This is a genomic window from bacterium (assembly GCA_020444065.1).
Taxonomy (GTDB): domain Bacteria; phylum Sumerlaeota; class Sumerlaeia; order SLMS01; family JAHLLQ01; genus JAHLLQ01.
Window position 1 is genome coordinate 248,385 of sequence record JAHLLQ010000002.1, and the last position, 22,241, is coordinate 270,625.

Genomic DNA, 22,241 nt, shown 5'->3' on the forward strand with positions numbered 1-22,241 from the left:
TCATAGGGGACTGAAATAATGACGCTTACGAGTCACGTAGGACGTATTGCGGGGCTGCTTCTGGCTGCCTGTCTGCTGCCTCTCCTGGGCCAGGCCTACACGCCGGAGCCAACAAATGCCGATTATATCGATCAGCAACAGAACGTCTTCCTCACCGACGAAGTCACCATTGTCGAAATCACCATCGACCCGGGGGATTTCCAACTCTTCCTCCAGAATCCAGAAGACAACACCTACCGCTCCGCCACCGTCCGATGGAAGAACTCTAAGATCGACGAAACCTATCCGAATGTCGCCATGCGCCCGCGTGGCAACACGTCTCGAGACAAGGCGCGCAAGTCCTGGAAACTGGACTTCAAGGAATTCGTTCCCGACCGTGATTTCCACGGCCTTGAGGAAGTGAATCTGAACGGCGATGCGAATGATCCGTCCTTTGTGCGGGCACCCCTATCGTGGTGGCTCTGCCGTCAGATGGGACTCCCTGGATCTCGCACGCACTATGTGGCGTTGTACGTGAATGGCACGTTCTGGAGCATCCAGGATCACGTCGAACACTTTGACGAAGAGTTCACCGACAACTGGTTCAATAATAAAGACGGCAATTTCTACAAGTGCCTCTATCAAGCTGATAAGGCTGACCTCTCCTACCGTCCCGCCGAAGACTACGACACTCTCGGAGGCGGGAGTGTCTACTCGGAGAAGAACAACGATCCGGACTCGGACTACAGCGATCTTGCCGACTTCATTCGCTTCTTCAATCTCCAGCCCAATAGCACGGTCTACACAGACCTGGTTTACTACGTGAACGTCGACAATTTCATGCGCTACCTCGCATTTGATGTGGGTACGGGCATGTGGGATGACTACTGGTACGGCAGCAACAACTACTACCTGAACCACAATCTGGGCACAGATCGCTTTGAATGGATCCCCTACGATTACGACAATACATTCGGGATCGATTTCATGAGTCCGAATGTCAATTGGTCGACTCGCGACTTCAACAACTTCGGAGCCGGTGGGTACGGCACCCAGCCGGCGCCGCTCGTTGACACCGTCTTCGAACACTCGGAGTGGCGGCGCCAGTACCGGCGTTACTTGTACGAGATCGCCGACATTCTCGACGATCCGGCCACTCTGGCGAAGGCCGACGAGTTCGCAGCTCTGATTGCCCCCTATTACGATGGAACGATCGAAGATGGCGGAACGGTTGGCAGAATTCCCTATTCTGATGACGCGCTGACTCAGCCTGCGACTTATGTCGGCGGCAGCGGCGCGACTATGGGTGTGAAGCCCTTCATGGTTGCACGTGCAGCGAGCCTTCGCAGCCAACTCGATGGCTTCTATACGACACCGCCCGTTCCCCCCATCAAGATTAACGAAGTGCTTGCGTCGAATGGCACGATCAATCCGGACATTAATGGTGATTATGACGACTGGATTGAGCTCTACAACAACAGCGATTCTCCTGTCGCCGTCGGCGGGATGCACCTGAGCGACGATGTGACTTCACCGACGAAGTGGACGCTCCCCGCTGGAGCAGTCATTCCGGCGCGCGGGTACTACCTCGTCTGGGCCGACAATCAGCCCGAGCAAGGCGTCAACCACGCCAACTATAAATTGAACCTTCAGGGCGGCACAGTTGGTCTGTTCGATACCACGGAAAACGGTCGTGTGCTGATCGACTATCTGACGTACCCCGACCTGATAACAGACCGCAGTTTCGGGCGCTTCCCCGACGGCAGTGACGACACCATGATCTTCGAAACCGTCACTCCCTCCGCGCAGAATGACGATTCTCCATCCAGCGGTGGGGGAGAACCGCGCACGCCGCCGCGTCTCTTCATCAACGAGTTCATGGCGACCAACGCCGCGTCCGTGCAGGACGAAGCCGGTGAGTACGCCGACTGGTTCGAGGTCTACAACGACGAGGACCACGCAGAAGATCTCTCTGGTCTGCACGTCACCGACGATCTGGCCAACCCGACGAAGTTCAAGATCCCCGATGGCACCACGATTCCGTCGAAGGGCTTCCTCGTCTTCTGGTGCGACAACGATCTGGCGCAGGGGCCGCTCCACACGGGCTTCAAGCTGAGTGCCGGCGGCGAATCGATTGGCATCTTCGATAGCGAAGTGAACAACCTGCAGGAAATCGATAGCGTCACGTTCGGCGCCCAGACGACCGACGTCAGCATGGGCCTACTGCCCGATGGACAGGGCGATCCGGTCGTTCTCGACACGCCGACACCCGGCGCGTCCAACGTCGTGGGCCCTATTCTGCCCGAGGGCTGGATCCTGCATTGATTGATGATCCGCCTTCGCCTCTTGCCCTTCCTCGCCGGATTAAGTCACGGTAAGGCGAGGTTAGGGCAAATGGCAGAAGGCGGTTCCATTCGGCGGCATCTGAAGACGAGCCCGCGATTCGCGGCTTTGCGGTGGCTTCTGCGTGTCAGCGCGCTGCTGTCGATCGTCGCATTCTGCGGCTTGTTGTGGCTTGTCGCTGCGCGCCTTTTTCCCTCCTCCGTAACGGCTCCCGAGGGCCTTGTCCGCCACATCCTGATCGTCCTGGTCAGCGGTGCGATCGGCTTTACGACGAACTGGCTCGCGATCAAGATGCTGTTCCGTCCGCACCGGCGGCATCGCTGGCTTGTGCTGTGGCAGCAGGGCTTGCTGCCGCGCGAGCAGGAGCGCTTTGCGCGCGCGCTCGGCGCCGTCGCGGCCGAACGCCTTCTCAGTCCTGAAGCCGTCGGCGCGGGCCTCAGCGACGAATCGCTTCGCGGTCCGCTCGGGCGGGCCTTGCGACGTGAGATGGACGAGATTCTCGCCGCGCCTGCCACGCGCCGCCTGTTGACGGAGTACGTCACGGAAGGCCTGCGTCAGTACGGGCCAAACTTCGTTCAGCGCCTTCGCCCGGAACTTCGCACCGCGATCGAGCGTGTGATCAACGAGACCGTGACGGCCGAACGCCTGATGGCTTGGATTGAAAGCGGCGTGCGCCAGTTCGCCGCCAGCCGCGAGATGCGTCGTGGGCTTGCGAGATGGATCTTCCACGAATCGTCTCGCGAGGGCGTGGTCGTGCGCATCATTGAAGTGCTGCAGGAGCAGTTCCTGCGCTATCGCGAACGCCATCCAGTGCGCGGTTTCCTGGCCGAGCAATTCGTCATCGACTGGGACAAAATGCGCGAATCGATCGTCGAGACGCTTCGCAGCGAAGAGGCCACCGAGGACCTGGCGGATATGCTGGTCGAGATGGCCGGCGGCATTATCGAGCGGCTTCAGGACGAGCGAACCGCCGACGCTTTTGCGCGGGTGCGCACTCGATTGGTCGATCGCGTGCTCGATTGGTTCGAGGAAGAAGGCATCACCGTGCTGGCGGACAAGATCGCCGAGATGTCCAGCAATCCGGAAACCTGGGATATGGTCGAGGCAGCCCTGGACGAATTGGCGACGCGCATTCCCGAGGCCATCTTCGAGCCCGACAACGGCGCACTTCGTCCGGCTGTTCGCGAGCATCTCGCCGAACTTCAGGTTCGACTCGTCACCGTTTTTCCCGTCGCTGAGATCGTCGAGCGCCAGGTGCTGGCGATGGAAGCCGCCGCGATCGAGGACCTGGTCGACGAAATCGGACGGCGCGAATTGGCTTGGATTCAGGTATTGGGACTTCTGCTCGGCGGGTTTGCGGGACTGTTTCTGACGCTGTTGGTTTAGGCTACTTCAATTTCCACGTCCGCTGCTCTTTGCCCTTCTCTTTCTGTTCCCGAGTCGGGCGTCGTGTCTTGCGATCGACGGGCGGAACATCGTCTTCCAGAATCCCACCAGCCTTCATTGTGTTGAAGATCAACTCGCCGCCCAGTCCGAGTCCGAGAAGCAGCATCACGGCGGATGAGCCAATCCCTGCGACCATTTCCATGATGCCATAGTAGATCAGCGCCAGGGCCAATGCCCATCCGGCCAGCCGCGGCGTGTTGGGAATGCTGAGCCATGCCACGGTGCCCGCCGCCAGAAGCGCGGGACCCGGGATCACCCCCATTGGCGAGAACAGGATCGCACCGAGTTCGCTGTCCGAATGCACCGGGAAGTAGAACGCCCAGGCCAGCAGCAGGAATCCCAGCCAGCGCCTCCACGGCACCGGATGCAGGACGACCCACTCGCCCTCCGGCTTGAACACCGTGATGGCGAACACCAGCGCCAGCACGAACGCAGGAACTGCCATCGGCAGCATCGCGGGGCTGACGTTGAAGGCTCCCTGCTCATTACGGATAAATAGGGAGAGGAAGATTCGGAAGAAGAGCACGCCAAACACGACGGAGAGCAGTTGCTGACCTGGGCGGCGATTGCCGCCGGCGATGGCGGCCAGGATCGATGCCAGACATACCTTAGCAATCAGGCCGGTCCAGCCCTGCAGACGCGTCAGGATCTCGTAGTACTGTACCAGGTCGTCGAACAACTCGGTGTTACTCCTTGGCCAGGGCTTGAGCGCTCGCGCGGAACGCGCCCATTTCTTCCCGCAGTGCGCGCAGCGCCGCAAGCATGTCCGGCGATGAAGCAGGCGCAGCCGCCGGAATCGCGGCAACGGGCTCCGGCGATTCATCCGTATCGCCGAGTCCCGAGTCGCGGTACTCGCGCAGACGCTGACGCATCACGTCGCGGATTTGCTCCGCGTTGTCAACGCCGCGGAAGTAGCCCGTGTGCATGTTGAAGAATCCCGGCTGGTTCTGCCCCTCCTGGGCCTGTGCCGCGCCGCCGCCACCGGCCGTTTGAACCTGCAGATCGGCGATCCCCAGCGCGCGCTGAAGCGGTCCCTGTGTCGTCGAGATATTCTGGATATTCGCAAAGGTCATGGTCATCTCACGGACCTGCCAGATGCCTTCCCGGATGCGCAGCGCGCGATCCGTGACCTTGTACCAGCGCATCTCGTAGTCCAGCCGCAGGACGAAGAAGCTGAAAACGCCCTGGACGATGATGAACACGAGCCACGCGATTTCCAGCAGAACCAGAATCGGAATCAACCACCCGGGAGCCTGGGTTGTGAACGCCGCGGCAAACCCCAAGCCCACCAGCATGCCGATTACGGTAAAGACCTGCCCGATCGCCCAGAGAACCAGCTTGTACTTGAAGTAATTCTCCGCCGCGCGGAACACAAGAAGCTGATCGTGGTCGCCCATCGGATCGATGGGTTCGGGCGGGACCTTCAGCAATCGAAGGATCAGTTGCTTCATGATGCTTCTCCCTTCCCGGCGGCGCGATCCAATGCTTCGCGAGCGGCACGGACTTCCTCCGTGATCTCGCGAATCAGGGCGATCACTTCGCTGTCTGCCGGAATGCCCGGCGTGGCCGGAACTGGCTGAACGGGCTGAGGCGCCGTCGCGCCGCGATTGCCGCTCTTCATCCCGCGCATCTTCGAGTAGAGGAAGTTCCGAATATCCTCGAACTCCTTGAGCCCCTCGATCGTCATCTCGGCGCGTGCGCTGCCGGAAGCTGTCTGGATGTGGATGTCGGCCAGGCCCAGCCAGCGCTGCAGCACGCCGGAAGTCAGGTGGATGTCCTGGATGCGCGCGTAGGTCAGGTTGACCTCGCGCCGGAAGAGGATTCCCCACCGCATGCTGATTCCCTCATCGTCGAACCGATACCGCATCGTGTGGTAGCGGAAGTAGAGCATCGGGAGCGAGAGAACCACGAACGGGCCTGATAGAATCGAGCGGATGAGATACAGCTTCATCAGGCTTGGGTGCGGACGTTCGATTGCGAAAATACTTTGTTCGTCGGCCATGCGTTGCCTCCTGCCAGGATTGGCGCGTCACTTCCTTCTACGGCCATTTCGGGAACTCATTCAATGGTCCGTCGGGAAACAGGGGCAACGCTCTTCTGCTAAAAGAGTCGATCCCGGCGCCGCATGGCACCGGGACCGACCCTGGGATTGGGGTTGGGGAAGATTCAGACAGGCCTTACAGACCCGCGATATTCCAAAGCGTCCGTTCCACGACCGACTGGTTCAAGTTCATCCAACTGCCGTCGCGGAGACGATAGTCGTAGTAGACTTCCGGCGTACCGCCGGCGCCGTAGCCGTCGCCTGCGAACACGCTGCCGTAGATGGTGCGGTTGCCACCGGTGTCGATTTGGCCCCAGGCGAAGAAGAAGCCGTTATGGGCGACCTTGAACTTCTGCTGTGGGCCATTCCCTGCCGGATCGACGACGTACTCATTTCCGTCCTCGTCCAGAATCGAATCGCTGCTGGGCGGGTTACCTTCACCACCGAAGTACACATCCGCGGCCACGAACATCGCACCGCGCGTGTGCATGCTGTTACCGGTCGCACGCAGTGTGACCATATTGCCGATGTCTCGGTTAGGCTCGCGGCTGTGATAGACGCTGTCCCGTACTGGCACATCGTTCACCAGCGTGTAGTTTCCGTCGGCATCCGTCGGCACCGTATCGATGAAGACCAACTGGTCCATCATGTCGAAGTAGTCGGGATCAGACGGATCAATGTCAAACCAGTCGAAGTAGTCCTTGCAGACCACTTCGCCCGTGTCGGGATCCGTTCCGCAAACGCGACCATCGGGGTGCATGAAGTAGTAGGGCAGGCTGTTGATCAGGAAGAACCGCTTCCATTCATCGTAATCATACGATGGGAAGTCGAGGTTCTGGTGCTGCCGCAGGTTCTCGTAGTCTTTCCAGCTATTCGCCCCACCCTTGAAGTTGTCAGCGTGCATGACGCTTTCCAGGAAGGGAATTTCGTAGTTTGCTGCAGTCGATGCGACCGGTGTGTCGCTGTATCCGCCGGAAACCGTGCCATCCGCGTACTTCGTTCCCGAACTGTCCAGCAGCATGCCCTCGGTCCGCAGTTTGAACCACGGGTCCTCGGTTTCCTTCGGAATTTTGATTGTTTCGTTGGACTGCAGTTCCACGTCGCTCTTGGCCCAGAGTTCGCCCCAGTGCACGTGGAAGTTGCCGTCGAACTCGGCCGCGGCCTCAGTGACAATGGCGCCTGGCGAACGAATCACAAGCGTCGGATTCTCGCGCAGCAACATCTCCACCGTGGTGCTCACGCCGTTGGATGCCTGGCCTGTGGCGATGACCTTGCAGATCACACGCTGCATGCCATTCGTATCAAAGTCGTCCGGGTTTTCCAGGCGAAGCTCTGTCACCCAACCGAGCGCATTCCCCCAGTCGTCGCGAGAAACCAGGTGGGAGTTCGTCTCATCCTCGTCCGGTTCGTCCGCTTCATACACCGTGCACGTTGGGATCTTGCTCTGCAGACCGTTGCCGTAATCCTGGAAGTACGTGAACGTCGTAACGACGGGCGTGCCAGTCAGGTTTCCATCTGTGTCAAAGATTGGAAGTCCGTCGCTATCGATCGGGCGTCCTTCATCATCCACCTCATAATCGAGCACATACGGCTCGAACAAGGTGTAGGCATCCGGATGCACGTTGTGAGGGAGTGTGTGAGGCGATGTCGCCATCGCGGTCGTGTACTCCTGGGGCACTGTCCCGGTGAAATTCGCCGGGTTGTTGAAGTAGTCGACGACCTCTTCAACGCCGGCCTCCGCTGCGTAGAACGCGTAGAGCCTCGTCCGATCGCGCCGCGCCTGGCGCTGCGCTTCGGTGATGTACCCAAGCCAGGAGACTACGGCGACTCCTGCGATTGTAATCATGATGACAGAAAAGAGGAGCACTGATCCCCGGCGATTCCGTCTCATCCGCTGTCTGATTGCTGTCATTGTGCCCATGGCACTCGATCCCTTGTGATTTTGTCGTTCCTCTTTCAGGACGCCTGCCCTTCTTCTGGCCTGCATCCCCCGGTGTGGGAGTACCGGAGGGAAACCTCAATCCCCACTGCTGCTAAGTATTGTATTTGGAGTCTTCCAACCCGTCTGGAAAGCCATTCGGTGGTATCGGTGCGAAGGGCCTTTCGAGGAGCGCTCCCATGGACTTTGTCGGTCTACCCAGTGGTGCCGTCACATCCTTTTGCGCTCTCACTAAGTCTATGTCGATTTCCCCCATTTTTGTTACACTTCGACTCCCCCTTTTTATGGTACCTTTCGGGGTGTAAAACGTTGGCATTGTTGGTTTTTGTTCGACCCTTGAAAGAGTCAATCCCGGTGCTCGAAGGCACCGGGATCGACCCTGGGATTGGGGTTGGGGAAGACTTGAAATCTCTGTATTGCTTGCTCAATTATAGCCTATGGCACCCAGGGGCGATTTTCTTACAAAAAAACAACCTCCGATGCCAGGCACCTCAAAATACTAACGGGCGGTCTTCGTGTGAAGACCGCCCGCCTCGCTGGGTTGACCCCCCCAAATGGTTTACACAGGACCTAGTTCCGTACGGTCAGCGTATCCATGTAGGTCAACTCTACCGGGTTGTTCCGAAGGTCTCGACCAGTGTCGGTGATCTTGACCTGGATGAACTTCCCGCTGCCGATCACGCGGAATTCCGCGTCAACGACGTCGTCCCAAGTGCGGGTTTGATTGCCCACAACGCTCCCATCGACCAGCTTCCCAGGGTCGGCGTAGTACAGTCGTCCATTGTTCGCATCGAAGTAGATCGAGCTATTGGTACCCGTGGCCTTCGAGGGATCCATGAACGTGATGGTTCTTCCCCAACCATCGGCGGTGAGATCCGTCACCGTGACACTGCCGAAACTCGCTGCGAGCAGGTGATTCCGCACGCGGTCCGCTGCGCGATAGGCACGACCCTGAGCCGGAATAACGGTCAGGCTCTGCCGTGCCTGTTTCGCGATTGCGATGCTGACATAGGCGACGAAGATTCCCACGGCTGTGAAAGCCGTCGAAGCAACCAGCATCTCGATGAAAGAGAAGCCCCGCCGACGGCTTCTCGCGAAGCGCCGGAACGGCCAGGTCATCACTCTATTCATTGTTCCAATCATTTTGCTTCTCCTATCTCACGGTGCCAGGAGCGTCGTGATCATAACTTGCTGATAGTCCTCAGGACTGTCGGCCTTTCGGCCGGCCCCGCGCCACTGAACGCGTGCCTTTGCGACGACCAGTTTGCGTTCGTTGATCGGGGTCGTCGCGGCAGTACCATCCGTGTTGTAGAACCGAAGCGTTATCGACTCGGCGAGAACGTCGTCATCCGTCGATACCGTGCCCCGGTCATCAAGGGTTACAACCGGATCGAGCGGGACGTCATTCTTCGTGTACGTGATCGGAGCCAGCGAGAAGAACGGCGTACGCTTCGTTTCCTCGATGACCTCCGCCGCAGCACGCATCGCGGAGTTGCGCTCCTTGATGTTCTGCTGAATGACGACGCCATACGTGATTCCGGCCACAATCGCCAGGCCGACGATGGCGACGATTCCAACCGTGACCATGACCTCGATCAGTGTGAAGCCTCTGGCCCTTAGAAAGTTCATCCTGCAGCCTCCTCGTCCACGGCTTCTTCGCCCGTAGACTGTCGGATTTCCCAAAGCGTGCGGCGCACGATGGATTGATTGATGTCCATCCAGCGGCCGTCCTTCATCCGGTAGTCGTACCAGACATCCGGACCGCCATTGGAACCGTACCCGCGATCGGCAAACACGCTGCCGTAGACTGTGCGGTTACCCTTACAATCGATCTGCCCCCATGTATAGAGAAGACCGTTGTGGGAGATCTTAAACTGCTTTGCCTCATCGTTGGTCGGCGAGCTTCCATCGGGCCGGGTCACGTATTCCACGCCGTCCTCGTCGAGAATCTCGTCGTAGCCAGGCGGATTGCCTTGGCCGACAAAGGTCAGGTTCGCCGCCACCAGCATGGCGCCGCGACTGTGAACGCCGCCGCCGCCTTCCTGGATCGTCGACATGTTGCTGCCATCGCCCATCGGGGGGCGGCTGAAGTAGGTGGAATCGATGACGGGAACGCCATGCTCATCCTTCGGCCCCGGATTCCCATTCGCATCCGTCGGGATCGTATCGATGAAGGCGAACTTCTCATCGAAGTTGTTGTAGTTGGGATCGTCGGGCTCGATTCCGAACCAGCCCGCCCAATCTTTGCCGACCATCTGGCCGTAATCCGAACTGCTTGGATCCTTCTCGATTCCGTAAATCGTTCCATCGGAATCGGTGAAGTAGTAGGGGAGGCCGGCCATTAGGAAAAACTTCTTCCATTCGCCGTAGTCGTACTCCGGCCAGTTGATGTTCTGGTTCTGCAGGAGATTCTCATAATCCGGGGGCGAGCTGCAGTTGCTTCCACCACCGGGCGCTCCGCCGCCGCCAGGCGTCGGCTTCTTCTTGTCGACAGACTTCTCCGCACAGTTGGCGCAAAGATCTGCCATATAGTAGGGCATCTCGTATTGCACTTCATCCGAAGCCGGGGCGGTCGTCGCGTAGCCGGTGCATTCGCGACCGTCTGCGTAGTTGTCATGCTCGTCGCGCAGCCAGCCCTCGGTCCGGACACGGAACCACGGGTCTTCGGTCTGGTTCGTGATTGAATTGCCATTACCGTTCGTCCAGAAATTCGGCGGCAACTCGATATCCTGATGAGCGATCAAATCGCCCCAATGGACGTTGTACTGCCCGGCGAACTCGACGCCGGTGCGGGAGACAATCGCGCCGGGCGACGCCAGATTCAGCGTCGGATTCATGGTCAGCAGCATCTCGACCGTCACGTTGATGTTGCCGCGCCTCTCGCCCGTTGTACCCGTCGCCACGACCTTTGTAATCACGCGCGTGTCGGTGGGCAGCTCGTCCTGGAAGTCGCTCGGATGGACCAACTGGAGCTTCGTGACGTATGCCAGGCGAGCCTGGCCATCAAGGATCTGAAGGACCGACGGCGGCAGATCCAGATCCTGGACGTCAACCGCATCGCTGAATTCCCACGTGGTCGTCGGGATCTTGCTCGTCAGGCTGACTTGGACATTACTTCCGGCCAGTTCGTCCTGGAAGTAGGTCCATTGTGTGATGACAGGTTCGGCCCCGGAAACCAGGTTCCCGTTCCCATCAAGAACGGGCAGGCCATCCTTGTCGACCGGATCGCCGTACGAGTTCGTGTCGTATCCGAGGATGTAGGGCTCGAACAGCGAGTAGTCGCCCGGGTGGAGTCCCGGATGCTCGAGGCCGTACGGGCTTGTTGCCTCATCATCGTAATCGTTCGGCACGGGGAAGTCGTCCACAGCGGCGACGAAATTATCGGGGTTGTTGAACCAGTCGACGATCTGCTCGACCCCCGATTCGGCCGAGTAAAAAGCATAGAGACGCGCGCGGTCGCGCACGGAGGCGCGCTGCGCAGTGGTTACGTAGCCCAGCCAGGAGACCGTCGACGCGCCCGCCAGCGAGATGAGGATAATCGAGTAAAGAAGGACAGATCCCTTCCGCCTCATAGTGTTCGGGCGTGGTCTGCGAGTCAGAAGCTTCATGGCACACTCTCCATTAGAGCGGAGTATCGTTTCCCAATCCAGAAGGGTACAAAACCCCTTCGGAATGTCAAATGCCATTAGGCTTGAGATCTTTTACATTTTCGGAAAAACTTTTTCCGACTTGGGAGGGAGAGGAAGAGCGAGGAATCGGATGGGGCGGCGTTTCGTTTCTCAGGAACAAATTGCCGCGCGCTTCGAGTGGGGATTGACCCGCATCCTCTGCTTTCTCATTGTGGGGCCGGTGACGCTTTTCTGTGCAGGTGTGTGAAGAATTCTTCCCACTTGCGTCAGGCCTTTTCCGGCGTTGGCCGCGATGGTCCCTGAATCTGCAAGAGGCAGGCCGTTCGCGAGGTTTTTTGGAGGGCAAGGCATTGGGATTTCTTGCTTTCTGTTGCGGGAAAATCGCGTGAAAAAAAATTCTTCGCTCATGGCATTAACCGAATGAAAGGGCACGAACGGATGCGAGAGTCGGATAGCCCGGCCATCAGCCCCGAACTCTTTGTGCGCTTTCAGGCCGGCGATGCCGAGGCAATGAAGGCTGTTGTCCAGGCATATCGCAAGCGGCTGATCGGCTTTATCCGGCTCTTTACCTGGAGCCGGGAGATCGCCGAAGAGATCGCTCAGGAGGTGTTTCTGACCACCTTCCAGGACCGTCGGAAGATCCACGGTCCGGCGAAGATCAGGCCCTGGTTGTTCACCATCGCACGGCGGAAGATCGCGCGTGAGATGGGCAAGGGGAAGTACAAGGCGGAGATCGCCGTCGAAGGCGACGTGCTCTGTCAACTTGCCCTCGAAGTGCCGCCCCAGCAGCTTGGCGACCTGCAAGTGCAAGAACTCGGATTGCATTTGCGGCAAGCGCTGGACAACCTTCGGCCAAAGGAACGAGAAGTCCTGATGCTTCGCTTCTTCGGTGACCTGCAGATCAAGGAAATTGCTGCAGTTATGGACATTCCGATGGGGTCGGTGGGCGTAAACATCAGCAGGGCGTTGGCAAAGGTTCGGAAGCATTTGGAGGAACAAGGACTAAGATTCGAGGACTTCGTTTCATGAGCGCGCACGACGATAACAAGGACAGGCAACTGGGTCACTACCTGGAACGACTGGGTGAAGCCTGGGCCGGGCGAGCCGACGCCAGCGACGAGTTCGTTGCGCGTTTCGAGGCTCGCCTGACCATGGAGCGGACCCGCCCGAGCGCTCGGATTCTGTCTGTCCCCGGACTCGTTCGTTGGTCCGCCGCGGCGGCCACCACCATCGCTGCGTGCATTGCCTTGATCTTCGTGTTGACCCCGATCGGCGACGGCCGGATCGGAGCCGTCGCATACGGCCAGGGCGACTTCGCCGCAAGCGGCTCCAAGTCCCAGGCTCGCCTCGTCGGGAACTCCTCGTTGATCACCGGAGAAGATGGTCGCGCAATGGCCACTCTGGATGATGAACGGGTGGCTCTGTTTATTGATCAGAATTCCAGTATACGCCTAAATTCGGAAGAAAAGGTCAACTTGACCCGTGGTAGGGTCTGGATTAGCGTCGAACCAAATTCCGGATTTTTTGCCGTCGAGACGCCGGATTGTGTCGTAGAAGTGAAAGGAACGACCTTCGGGGTTGAGATCGGCGAGAACGGTACAGAGGTTGCTCTAGCAAGCGGAGAAGTCTGGCTCGCCCAAGGGAAGCATTTCACGCGAATGTCGGCGGGATCGATTGCGAAAATCGCAAAAGATTCCGAGCCGGAGTTGATGCGGGCTAACGGAGATTTGGTACCGACGTGGGCACTCGATCTATACGCGAACGCCGAAGCGGCTCGTGCCGCCGAATTCTTCCCCTCCGCCGCTCCCGGCGTGCGGGGTCGGCCTTCACGCTGATCGAACTGCTCGTTGTCGTTGCCATCATTGCAATCCTGGCAGCCATCGCGGTGCCGAACTTCCTCGAAGCGCAAACCCGGGGAAAGGTCGCAGCTGCCCAGTCTAACATTCGGACGATAACAGGCGCGCTCGAGGCTTTTGCCGTGGACAACAATCGGTATCCCGCCACCCAACCGGTCGTGCCGGGGGATCCGCTGGCTCTGTTATCGGACTTCCAACTGTCGGCCCTCACCACACCCATTTCGTACATCTCGCCTGGTGCCTTCCACGATCCTTTCGGGACCGTGCGGGCGCGGGCGGCGTTCCCGAACAAGCGGGACGTGAACCGCGGCGGCGACTTTCCGACGCTGACGCAACCCAATGAGCAACGGAGCTTGCTGTACTACCATTACCCGTCTTTGTCCCAACGTCTGAACGTCGAGGAGATTAACATCTTTGGGGCCTCGGTGATCAGCATTGGGCCGGACATCCAGGATTCACTTGGTGCCTATCGCCCGTTCAGCGCCGCATTCTTCGTGAATGAGTTGCAGGACGAGGGGATTCGCCATCCGGTGGATACCATGTATGATCCGACGAATGGGACGGTCAGTATTGGAGATATCGGCGGTTACACTGGGGAAGCCCGCCGGTTTCGCGAGTGATGTCTGAAATACGCGCTTTGCTTTTCTCCGCGCTCCTCTTGTCATCGCCTGCGCTGGCGGACACGCTTGAGTTGTACGCGGGATTGACTCCCCAGCACGCAGTGGCCGCGGACTTCAACCGCGACGGCCGCATGGATTTGGCTGTCGCCTCAACGTTCGACGATTCGGTCACGATCATCCATCGGACGGGCTCGGGGAATTACGTAACCACCCAGACGATCATGGTCGGCGCAAATTCCTTCCCGCCCTCGAACTTCCCGCGTTTTCTGACGATCGGGGACTTCAACAACGACGGGGCCGCCGATCTGACGGTGATCTGCTCCGGCAACTACGCTTTCTCTTACGAGCCCAGCATTCAGACGTTGATGAATGATGGGAACGGACTCTTCCTTCCGGTCCAGCCGAGTGCCGTAACCCCTATCTTCGATTCACCCCTGATGCCCGTTCAGATGGTTGTTGGCCAGTTCACGAACGACAGCCTGGACGATGTTGCGTTGGCGAATCTGAACAGCGGAACGATTCGCATCCTGGCCGGCGACGGAGCCGGGCGATTCGCAATCGGGCCAGAGATCGACCTGGCCAGCACCTCCGATGGCCCATACGATCTGGCCGTGGCAGATCTCGATCACGATGGCCTGGACGACCTGGTGGCTGTGACCGAAGGCGATTGCTACGTCGTGCGCCAGTCCCCCGCTGGTGTTTTCAACTCCCCTGTGGCCTATTCAGTTCCTGCCGGAGCGGCGCAGTTCCATGCCGTGTACCTCGACGACTACGATCAAGACGGCCAATGGGATGCCGCTATCGCCGATCGGAACAGCCGCGTGGTGCGGTTGTTCGGGATTGATGCCGTCGGCGGGACGCTTGGCAACGATGTGTTGAACGATGCCTCCTTGAATGGCTGCTCCGATATCCTGAGCATCAATTGGGATGGAGACTGGAAGCCCGATATCGCCGTGGCGAATCTCGACGGCGATACCGTGACGGTCTTTGGCTCCGAAGGGCTCGTGGACGTTATTCCGACCGCCCTTGAGCCGCGCCGCATCGAATCGGCCGACATGGACGGGAACGGCCGCCTTGACCTTATTACTGCAAACGAAGGCGACGAGTCCGTCTCGTCCAACCCGGACGTGAATATCATTCTCAACGCGGGCTCGCTTCATGAGCCCGGCAGCGCGATTCGTCGTGGCCAGTTGCCCGTTGCAGGTCGCCTCGGGCTGCGCCTTTACCGGCCGCACGCTCTCGGCGTGGGATCGCCGACGCGGGTCTGGGCGGTTGAGAACTCACGCCGCGCGATCCAGGAGTTCAACCCCAGCCCGAACCTGAACGCGAATCTCGCTGCCCGTCTTGGCGATCGTCTCGAATTCGATTTCGATATTGCCGGCTTGGCGATGCTCGACCACCGTGAAGGTTTCGTGGTCGAGCGCTGGGCCGGTCGAATTCACGATTTCACTGTTGCCGCAGGAATCCAGAGCACCGTGACCTTGGCAGAAACGCCCGGCGATCTTGGCTTCGCGGGGTTGGCTCGCGATCCGGCGACCGGCGACTTCTATGTCTCCGATCCTTCCTCAGGCAGTATCCTTCGATTCGATTCCACCGGAACTCTGCTCGGCTCGTTCTCTCTTGGCGGCGTGCCGGCAGGCGCCATGGCATGGATGCCGGCAAACAGTCGGCTTTACGTCGTTCAGCCAGGACGAACACAGGTTCGAGCATACGATGCGGCCGGCACCTTGGATGCAGCCGCCAGCTTCGATCTCGGCGCGTCGGGAAGCATCCTGCAGAATGAAGGCCTTGCCGGTGTCGGCAAGGTCTCGAACAAAGATGAGCTCTATCTACTGACTACGAATGGGATTCTTGCGCACGCGAGTCTTGACGGAACGATCCAGGATGTTGTGTCCATCTCGCCAGCCTCGGAAGTCATCGCCATGACTTATGATACGACGAACGGGCTATTGTTCGCGCTCGGTAACGATGCCCACGTCACAGAGATGAGCGTCACGACATCGGACGATGGGCGCCTCTACTCGCTGTGGCCCGCGGTGGTTGCAGACCCGACGTTTGTCCCCGCTGGAATCGCCTACGACTCGATCTCTGAGAATTTCCTCGTCAGCGACCGGACAGCGCCTCGGTATGCGCGCTTCGCTTCCAACGGGAACTTCCTTGGATTCGAAGATTACAGTTCGACAATCGACGTTGCCGTTTCCGGCGGTTTCGATCTGGATGTTCAGACGGGTGACATGTTCCTGCGTGACGTTCTCGGAGTCGAGGCGACAACGACGGCGGATTCGTACCCCGTTCCTCGCTCGCCCATTACCGACCTCGCTTATCGGATGGGTTCGGTAGCTGTCGGTCTTCCGAATCCAAGCGAGGCTCTCGTGATCCCGACCAACGGTGTCGACGAGCCCTACGGCGTGAATTTGCCCGAGATCTTCCTGGGCGGCGGGCTGGCTTTCATCGACGACAACACCATTCTTCACCTTGGAACGGTCAACGCCGAACACATGACCGCCCTGATTGTCGCTCCGCCGGACCCGACAGGCGTTTCTGACTGGTCCCTTTACTAAGACACCAGTCCGCCAGCCCAAACGGGTGCCGATCAAAAAGAACCACTGAAGACGACGCAAAAAGGGCCTCTTGGCCCTTTTTGTTCATTCTGGCCCCGTTGCGTCATGCAACTGTGTCAGTCGTGCATCGGAAGTTGCCCGTGCCTTCAATAGCAAATGCTTCAAAATCAGCAATCTATACTCCTCGTCATAGCAAAACGGAATGGCACGTTCTGCGCGTTTTGGCTCGCGGCACCCGAGCGGAACTACTGGTCCGAAGGAGACAGCCACCAGGCCGCCGGTCCCCATTCCAACACTGTAAGGTTTCTTTCCCATGAATGCATCCGAAGTCATCAAACTGATCGAAGAGAAGGGAATCCGGTTCGTGGACTTTAAGTTCATGGATTTCCCAGGGACCCAGCAGCACTTCACCGTGCCTTCCACCGCGGTCGACGCGGACACCTTTGAAGAAGGCCTGGGCTTCGACGGCTCGTCGATCCGCGGCTGGTCCACCATCGATCAGTCGGACATGCTTGTTATGCCGGACCCCGCGACTGCCATGGTCGACCCCTTCTCCGAGGTCCCGACCCTGACGATCGTCGGCAACATCGTCGACCCGATCACCAAGGAGAAGTACAGCCGCGACCCGCGTAACACGGCCCTGAAGGCCGAGGCTTACCTGAAGTCCACGGGCATCGGCGACAGCGTCTTTGTCGGTCCCGAGCTCGAGTTCTTCGTCTTCAGCGAAGCCCGCATGGAGTACACCTCCAACACCGGCCTGTTCTACGTCGACTCTCCGGAAGGCATCTGGAATTCTGCAAAGGACGAGCGCGCCGACTTCGGGCGTCCAAACCTCGGGCACAAGATCGACCACAAGGGCGGCTACTTCCCCGCTCCCCCCACGGATACGCTGCACAACCTGCGTAGCGAGATCGTCGACATCATGATCTCCGCCGGCATGAACATCGAAGCGCACCACCACGAAGTCGCCACCGGTGGCCAGTGCGAGATCGACATGCGCTTCGACAAGATGACCCACATGGCCGACATGTGCGCTCTCTACAAGTACATCGTGAAGAACGTCTGCGCCCGCCACGGCCTGTCGGCGTGCTTCATGCCCAAGCCGCTGTTTGGCGACAATGGCTCCGGCATGCACACCCACATGTCGATCTGGAAGGACAGCAAGAACCTGTTCGCAGGCAATGGCTACGCCGGACTCAGCGAGCAGGCCCTGCACTTCATCGGCGGTATCCTGAAGCACGCCCGCTCGGTGTTGGCCTTCACGAACCCGACCACGAACAGCTACAAGCGCCTGGTGCCGGGCTACGAAGCACCGGTCAACCTGGCCTACAGCCAGCGCAACCGCAGTGCCGCCATCCGCATCCCGATGTACAGCCAGAGCGACAAGGCCAAGCGCATCGAGTTCCGTTGCCCGGACCCGAGCTGCAACCCGTACTGGGCATTCGCCGCGCTGCTGATGGCCGGCCTGGACGGCATCCAGAATCGCATTTCCCCGGGCGATCCGCTCGACAAGAACATCTACGATCTGCCCGCCGACGTGGCGAAGAGCATCCCGAAGGCCTGCGGCTCGCTGGACGAGGCGCTTCAGGCTCTCGAGGAAGATCACGAGTTCCTGCTGAAGGGCGACGTGTTCACCGAGGATGTGATCGAGACTTGGATCGACTACAAGGTCGAGGCCGAAGTGGACGCGCTGCGCCTTCGCCCGCATCCCTACGAGTTCCTGTTGTACTACGACTGCTGAGGGGAGTAAGAAGAAGGTTTCCTCGCAGGACGAGACCTCAATCCACGGACCCGACGAAGAGAGGGCGACCCCATGAAAAAAATCGAAGCGATCATCAAACCGCACAAGATCGAGGATGTCCGGACAGCCCTGTCCAACATTGGCATCATCGGAATTACCGCCTGGGATGTGCGCGGCTTCGGCCGCCAGAAGGGCCACCAGGAACTCTATCGCGGCAGCGAGTATCAAGTGAGCTTCGTGCCGAAGATCAAACTCGAAGTCGTCGTTCCCGACGGCAAGGTGGACGAAGCGGTCGAAGCCATCACCGGCGCCGCCAAGTCCGGTACCATCGGCGACGGCAAGGTCTTCGTTGGCAGCGTCGAGCACTCTGTTCGCATCCGGACCGGCGAGACCGGCGAGGAAGCGCTCTGATCTCCACGGCAGAAAGCCGCACTCAACCCTAAACCAATCAACGACCCCGGCAATCGCCGGGGTCGTTTTCTGTCGCGCGCATTCTCCGCTTCCCCCCGATCGGTCGCTGGCCTAGATTCTTCGCATGGCGCGCTACGTTTCATCGGAAGGCATTCGCGATATCATCTGCGCTCGGGCGACCGCACCGGGGGCGGGGGCAATCGCGATCGTTCGCCTGAGCGGAAACGGCTGTCACGACCTGGCGCGTTCAGTTTTTCGTCCATACGCAGGCGATCTCGCCGACCCAGATCCAGGGCGCATGATCCTCGGTCATGTTTGCCAGCCAGAGGGGGAGCGCATCGAGGAGGGGTTTGCCATCTTCTGGCGCGGACCCCGTTCATACACTGGCGAGGATATGGTCGAGTTCCAAACCCACGGCAGCCCGGTCGGAGTCTCGCAGGTCCTGGAGGCCTGCCAGGTCGCTGGCGCACGCCTGGCGCGGCCTGGAGAATTCACACGGCGTGCCTATTTGAATGGGAAGATGGATCTCGCGCAGGCGGAGGCTGTCTGTGACCTGATCTCAGCGCATACGGAGGCCGCTGCGCGGGCGGCACTGGCGCAACTCGGTGGCGGTCTGTCGGATCGGCTCGAAGCCATCCGCGATCGCCTGGTGCCGGTCGCAGCCGAACTCGAAGCCTCGGTCGATTACCCGGAGGAAGGACTGGAGTTCGCGACGCGCGATCGATTGCTCGCGGCAATCGAGGAATCGCGCAGAGAACTCGGCCGCCTGCTCGAGTCGGCGCAGCGTGGGACACACCTGCGTGACGGCGTTCGCCTGGTGCTCGGCGGTCGACCAAATGCCGGGAAGTCGAGCCTGTTCAATCTGCTCGTGCGGCGAGAGCGCGCGCTGGTGACGCCTCATCCCGGCACAACGCGCGACACCGTGGAGGCTGAATTCGATCTGGCTGGCATCCCGGTGACGATCGTGGACACGGCGGGATTGCGCGCGGATGCTGGGGAGATCGAAGCAATGGGCATCGAGCGTGCCCTCGGCGAGTTTCGAGCCGCCGATCTGGTGCTGTTCCTGATCGATGCCTCCGGACCCGATCCTCGCGCGATCGAGGAGTACTCGCACGTCAGCGATCGTCCGCACTTCGTTGTGGCCAACAAACTCGACGCGGCCAATGCGGCCGAAGCGGCCGCGCTGCCCGATCGATTCCACGGTCCCGGGCGACGGGGATTCCTGGCTCTCTCAGCAAAAACGAGGGACGGAGTCGCAGAGCTCGAACGGCGACTTGTCGATTTCCTGGGCCGGGCTGAGGAACGCGCGGAAGGGGCGTTGGTCACCAATCGCCGTCACGTCGACGCCATTCGCACTGCGGCGCAGGAGCTTGTGTCCGCGGCTGAGGGACTGGCTGCCGATCAGAGCCCCGAACTGCTCGTCGTCAGTCTCACCGAGGCCATCGGTTCGCTCGACACGATAACGGGCCGCCAGGGATTGGACGAAGATGTCCTGGACGCCATCTTTGCCACCTTCTGTCTCGGGAAGTAATCCATCTCAATCCCACGGGTTGCGATCCGTCGGATCGGCGGTATTCATGAAGATATCGCCGGCGCTCTTGATGCCGTTCGTGGGATCGTAGACTTGACCGATGCTGAGTTGTCGACGGTAGAGGTAGTACTCTCCCGAGCGCGCCAAGCCGTCTCCAGAGTCCAAGCCTTCGATGTCGAATGCCTCACCCGTTGTCTCATCGAGTTCACCGAGCACAGCTTGTCCCTCCGGCGGGGGAGCAGAGCCTCTGCAACCGTCCTGAATCCACTGCCGATAGCGCTCCTTCGATTCCGGCGTCTCTACAGTGATCACGGGTTTCATGACACGAGGGGGTGCTGGGCCTCGCTTCCCTTTCTTCGCCCATTCCGCAAAACGCGCGCGCGACTCGGCCGTCTCCACTTCCTTCACTCCGGTCGTCCGCTCATCAATCTTCCAATCGGGACCGACAGAGATAATCCATGCAGGATCGGTATTCGTGATCGTATAGCTACAGTATACGCCGGGTGCGCAGACATCGTACGGGAGACCGTTCGGGAATTGCTCAACCAGTCCCGTCAGCGTTGTGGCGAGTTGCCCCTTTGGGGGGAACGGGTACTTGCGCTCGGCTGGAACATCGACAAAGATATCACCTCGATCGCTGGTGAGGTTTCTGTCGAACTTGATGGCAGCGTGATCGTCTTTGCCGTCGGGCCCCAGGCTGTAGACTGCAAAGACTTCGTCCCGCTCTGGAACAATGCCGAACCGGATCATTTCGCCATTCGGAGCGTACGGGTCATCCGGCAAGCCATCGGGAAGCATCAACTCGAAGTCCTCCGGCGTTCGAGGCCAATCGTTCGTGATCAGATAGTGATGCCTTGCCGCGATGGCTGCTACCGTGGTTGCCGCGATTGCCAGTCGCTGTAGCCGCTCCTTCTCCACACCATTGAAATCACTATCGCCCAGGTAGAACTTCTCCCAGCCGCTGGCGCCTGCGCGCACAAGCGATGCCTCATCGAGATGCGCTTGCCTGATCCTTGGGAATTCCGCAGCGATCTCATCCGCTGTTTCCATTCCATCGAGAAATGCCAACTCAAGACCTCCCCAAGCATTTCCGCGAATCACGGCTCCCACCGCGCACTTCCCGATTTCGTTTCCTTCTTCAGACATCTTCGCGCCGAACTGATGGACACCGAACAGGATATCGAGGGCCCGCTCGCGTTCGCCACGGATCAGCGCGAAGTCGGCCTCAACGCACGCAGCACGCGCCGCATCGCGAAGTGGAAAGGGGCTCTTTGCATCCCTCATCACCATTGGCTGATTCGGTGAACGCGTTGTGTAATCGTGCGTAACGGCTGCGAATCGATCGAGTAGATCCTCTGTCGAAGGGCCAACGGGTGAACCATCTTCGAAGTCCGATCCGAGGAGTGCTGAGATGTTCTTGCCTTCCTGATCCAGGCGGCGAGTCCCTCTGGTTCGTTGCAGAGATTCGATTGCGAATTCATCGGCGAGGAATCCGGTGTTCCCGAAGCTGTCCTCGTAAGACTTGATCAACTCATCGCACCGTTCATTGTCCTGCGTTGTCAGTGCGAGATCGATTTCTGCCAGTCGTATCAACCGATTCTTGTTGTATGGGCGGCGCAACTCCATCATCACAGACCGCGACTTGTCCAAGTCTCTCTCTTTCCAGAGTTTCAGGAAGTCCACGAACTGCGGATCCGGAACACGCATCATGAACAGAGGAATGCGCTCCTCAGCCTCCAGCTTTGCCAACATCCGCAAGTCGGGCTCCATTTCCTTTCGCGATGTCCAAATCAGATCGTAGCCATCACCGGTTGCGGATTCGTCGAGCAATATCCAGCGGGCCATTCCTGCTCCATCGTCATTTCCAATCCGATGCCCGGCAGAAACAAGCCATCGCTTTCCGATTCGTATGAATTCGTAGCCCGTTCGATAGGACGGCGCGTTCAAGACTTCGACTTCCGCCTTCCCGAGCGATGGTCTCAGACTGATGCACTCGTGACTCATCCGAAAATAGTAGTATTCCTCGCCATCACCGCATCCGGCCAGCAGCGCGATCACCGTACTCAGCAGCAGTACCTGGATATACAATGAACGGCGCATGCGCCTGCTCTCTCTCGGTTCCTTAGATGAACACACGTTGCAGG

At 59.4% G+C, this 22,241-nt stretch carries 16 protein-coding genes and 1 pseudogene; 9 read left to right on the top strand and 8 right to left on the bottom strand.

The features are described from left to right. Nucleotides 1–18 precede the first annotated feature (18 nt). Together KQI84_05615 and KQI84_05620 are read left to right on the top strand one after the other, a co-directional pair. A complete protein-coding gene (locus KQI84_05615; GenBank protein MCB2154343.1) occupies nt 19–2,304 on the top strand; it encodes a CotH kinase family protein in 2,286 nt (761 codons plus the stop codon). A gap of 69 nt (nt 2,305–2,373) precedes the next feature. Continuing rightward, nucleotides 2,374–3,708, top strand: a complete 1,335-nt coding sequence (locus tag KQI84_05620; protein ID MCB2154344.1) for a DUF445 family protein — start codon at nt 2,374–2,376, stop codon at nt 3,706–3,708. Nucleotide 3,709: 1 nt separating this feature from the next. Here the strand turns inward: KQI84_05620 and KQI84_05625 are convergent, their stop codons facing one another. The 7 genes and pseudogenes from KQI84_05625 to KQI84_05655 all read right to left on the bottom strand — a co-directional run bounded on the left by KQI84_05625 (nt 3,710) and on the right by KQI84_05655 (nt 11,356). After that, nucleotides 3,710–4,447 carry a hypothetical protein gene (locus KQI84_05625; protein ID MCB2154345.1) on the bottom strand — a complete coding sequence of 246 codons (738 nt, stop codon included), beginning with the start codon at nt 4,445–4,447 and terminating at the stop codon, nt 3,710–3,712. A gap of 7 nt (nt 4,448–4,454) precedes the next feature. Continuing rightward, complete coding sequence (locus KQI84_05630) at nt 4,455–5,219, bottom strand: PH domain-containing protein (GenBank protein MCB2154346.1); 765 nt, start codon at nt 5,217–5,219, stop codon at nt 4,455–4,457. After that, a pseudogene (locus KQI84_05635) lies at nt 5,216–5,817 on the bottom strand (PH domain-containing protein). Before KQI84_05635 ends, KQI84_05630 begins: the two are co-directional and overlap by 4 nt. A 128-nt stretch (nt 5,818–5,945) precedes the next feature. Next, on the bottom strand, nt 5,946–7,676 hold the full coding sequence (locus KQI84_05640; GenBank protein MCB2154347.1) for a hypothetical protein: 1,731 nt from the start codon (nt 7,674–7,676) through the stop codon (nt 5,946–5,948). 642 nt (nt 7,677–8,318) lie between these two features. Then, nucleotides 8,319–8,891, bottom strand: a complete 573-nt coding sequence (locus tag KQI84_05645) for a hypothetical protein (GenBank protein MCB2154348.1) — start codon at nt 8,889–8,891, stop codon at nt 8,319–8,321. A gap of 15 nt (nt 8,892–8,906) precedes the next feature. After that, nucleotides 8,907–9,377 (bottom strand): type II secretion system GspH family protein, encoded by a 471-nt coding sequence (locus tag KQI84_05650; GenBank protein MCB2154349.1) that lies wholly within the window; start codon nt 9,375–9,377, stop codon nt 8,907–8,909. Then, on the bottom strand, nt 9,374–11,356 hold the full coding sequence (locus tag KQI84_05655; protein ID MCB2154350.1) for a hypothetical protein: 1,983 nt from the start codon (nt 11,354–11,356) through the stop codon (nt 9,374–9,376). The genes KQI84_05650 and KQI84_05655 overlap by 4 nt, the downstream gene beginning before the upstream one ends. A 441-nt stretch (nt 11,357–11,797) precedes the next feature. Here KQI84_05655 and KQI84_05660 point away from each other — a divergent pair, with 441 nt between their 5' ends. The 7 genes from KQI84_05660 to mnmE all read left to right on the top strand — a co-directional run bounded on the left by KQI84_05660 (nt 11,798) and on the right by mnmE (nt 20,097). Beyond that, complete coding sequence (locus KQI84_05660; protein ID MCB2154351.1) at nt 11,798–12,406, top strand: RNA polymerase sigma factor; 609 nt, start codon at nt 11,798–11,800, stop codon at nt 12,404–12,406. After that, a complete protein-coding gene (locus KQI84_05665) occupies nt 12,403–13,212 on the top strand; it encodes a FecR family protein (GenBank protein MCB2154352.1) in 810 nt (269 codons plus the stop codon). Before KQI84_05660 ends, KQI84_05665 begins: the two co-directional genes overlap by 4 nt. Further along, complete coding sequence (locus KQI84_05670) at nt 13,164–13,853, top strand: type II secretion system protein GspG (protein MCB2154353.1); 690 nt, start codon at nt 13,164–13,166, stop codon at nt 13,851–13,853. Before KQI84_05665 ends, KQI84_05670 begins: the two co-directional genes overlap by 49 nt. Beyond that, nucleotides 13,853–16,414, top strand: a complete 2,562-nt coding sequence (locus tag KQI84_05675; GenBank protein MCB2154354.1) for a VCBS repeat-containing protein — start codon at nt 13,853–13,855, stop codon at nt 16,412–16,414. The genes KQI84_05670 and KQI84_05675 overlap by 1 nt, the downstream gene beginning before the upstream one ends. 313 nt (nt 16,415–16,727) lie before the next feature. Continuing rightward, nucleotides 16,728–18,155, top strand: a complete 1,428-nt coding sequence (glnA, locus tag KQI84_05680) for a type I glutamate--ammonia ligase (protein ID MCB2154355.1) — start codon at nt 16,728–16,730, stop codon at nt 18,153–18,155. A gap of 72 nt (nt 18,156–18,227) precedes the next feature. Then, nucleotides 18,228–18,566, top strand: a complete 339-nt coding sequence (locus tag KQI84_05685) for a P-II family nitrogen regulator (GenBank protein MCB2154356.1) — start codon at nt 18,228–18,230, stop codon at nt 18,564–18,566. Between the two features lie 124 nt (nt 18,567–18,690). Then, nucleotides 18,691–20,097, top strand: a complete 1,407-nt coding sequence (gene mnmE, locus KQI84_05690; protein ID MCB2154357.1) for a tRNA uridine-5-carboxymethylaminomethyl(34) synthesis GTPase MnmE — start codon at nt 18,691–18,693, stop codon at nt 20,095–20,097. Nucleotides 20,098–20,103: 6 nt separating this feature from the next. On the opposite strand, the gene KQI84_05695 is transcribed toward mnmE, so the two are convergent. Beyond that, nucleotides 20,104–22,197 carry a hypothetical protein gene (locus KQI84_05695; GenBank protein MCB2154358.1) on the bottom strand — a complete coding sequence of 698 codons (2,094 nt, stop codon included), beginning with the start codon at nt 22,195–22,197 and terminating at the stop codon, nt 20,104–20,106. Nucleotides 22,198–22,241: the final 44 nt, after the last annotated feature.

Coding starts and splice junctions, on each gene's coding strand:
- KQI84_05655 (MCB2154350.1), bottom strand. CDS start 11,356: ATGAAGCTTCTGACTCGCAGACCACGCCCGAACACTATGAGGCGGAAG.
- KQI84_05630 (MCB2154346.1), bottom strand. CDS start 5,219: ATGAAGCAACTGATCCTTCGATTGCTGAAGGTCCCGCCCGAACCCATC.
- glnA (MCB2154355.1), top strand. CDS start 16,728: ATGAATGCATCCGAAGTCATCAAACTGATCGAAGAGAAGGGAATCCGG.
- KQI84_05665 (MCB2154352.1), top strand. CDS start 12,403: ATGAGCGCGCACGACGATAACAAGGACAGGCAACTGGGTCACTACCTG.
- KQI84_05685 (MCB2154356.1), top strand. CDS start 18,228: ATGAAAAAAATCGAAGCGATCATCAAACCGCACAAGATCGAGGATGTC.
- KQI84_05650 (MCB2154349.1), bottom strand. CDS start 9,377: ATGAACTTTCTAAGGGCCAGAGGCTTCACACTGATCGAGGTCATGGTC.
- KQI84_05645 (MCB2154348.1), bottom strand. CDS start 8,891: ATGATTGGAACAATGAATAGAGTGATGACCTGGCCGTTCCGGCGCTTC.
- KQI84_05675 (MCB2154354.1), top strand. CDS start 13,853: ATGTCTGAAATACGCGCTTTGCTTTTCTCCGCGCTCCTCTTGTCATCG.
- KQI84_05695 (MCB2154358.1), bottom strand. CDS start 22,197: ATGCGCCGTTCATTGTATATCCAGGTACTGCTGCTGAGTACGGTGATC.
- mnmE (MCB2154357.1), top strand. CDS start 18,691: ATGGCGCGCTACGTTTCATCGGAAGGCATTCGCGATATCATCTGCGCT.
- KQI84_05660 (MCB2154351.1), top strand. CDS start 11,798: ATGAAAGGGCACGAACGGATGCGAGAGTCGGATAGCCCGGCCATCAGC.
- KQI84_05615 (MCB2154343.1), top strand. CDS start 19: ATGACGCTTACGAGTCACGTAGGACGTATTGCGGGGCTGCTTCTGGCT.
- KQI84_05620 (MCB2154344.1), top strand. CDS start 2,374: ATGGCAGAAGGCGGTTCCATTCGGCGGCATCTGAAGACGAGCCCGCGA.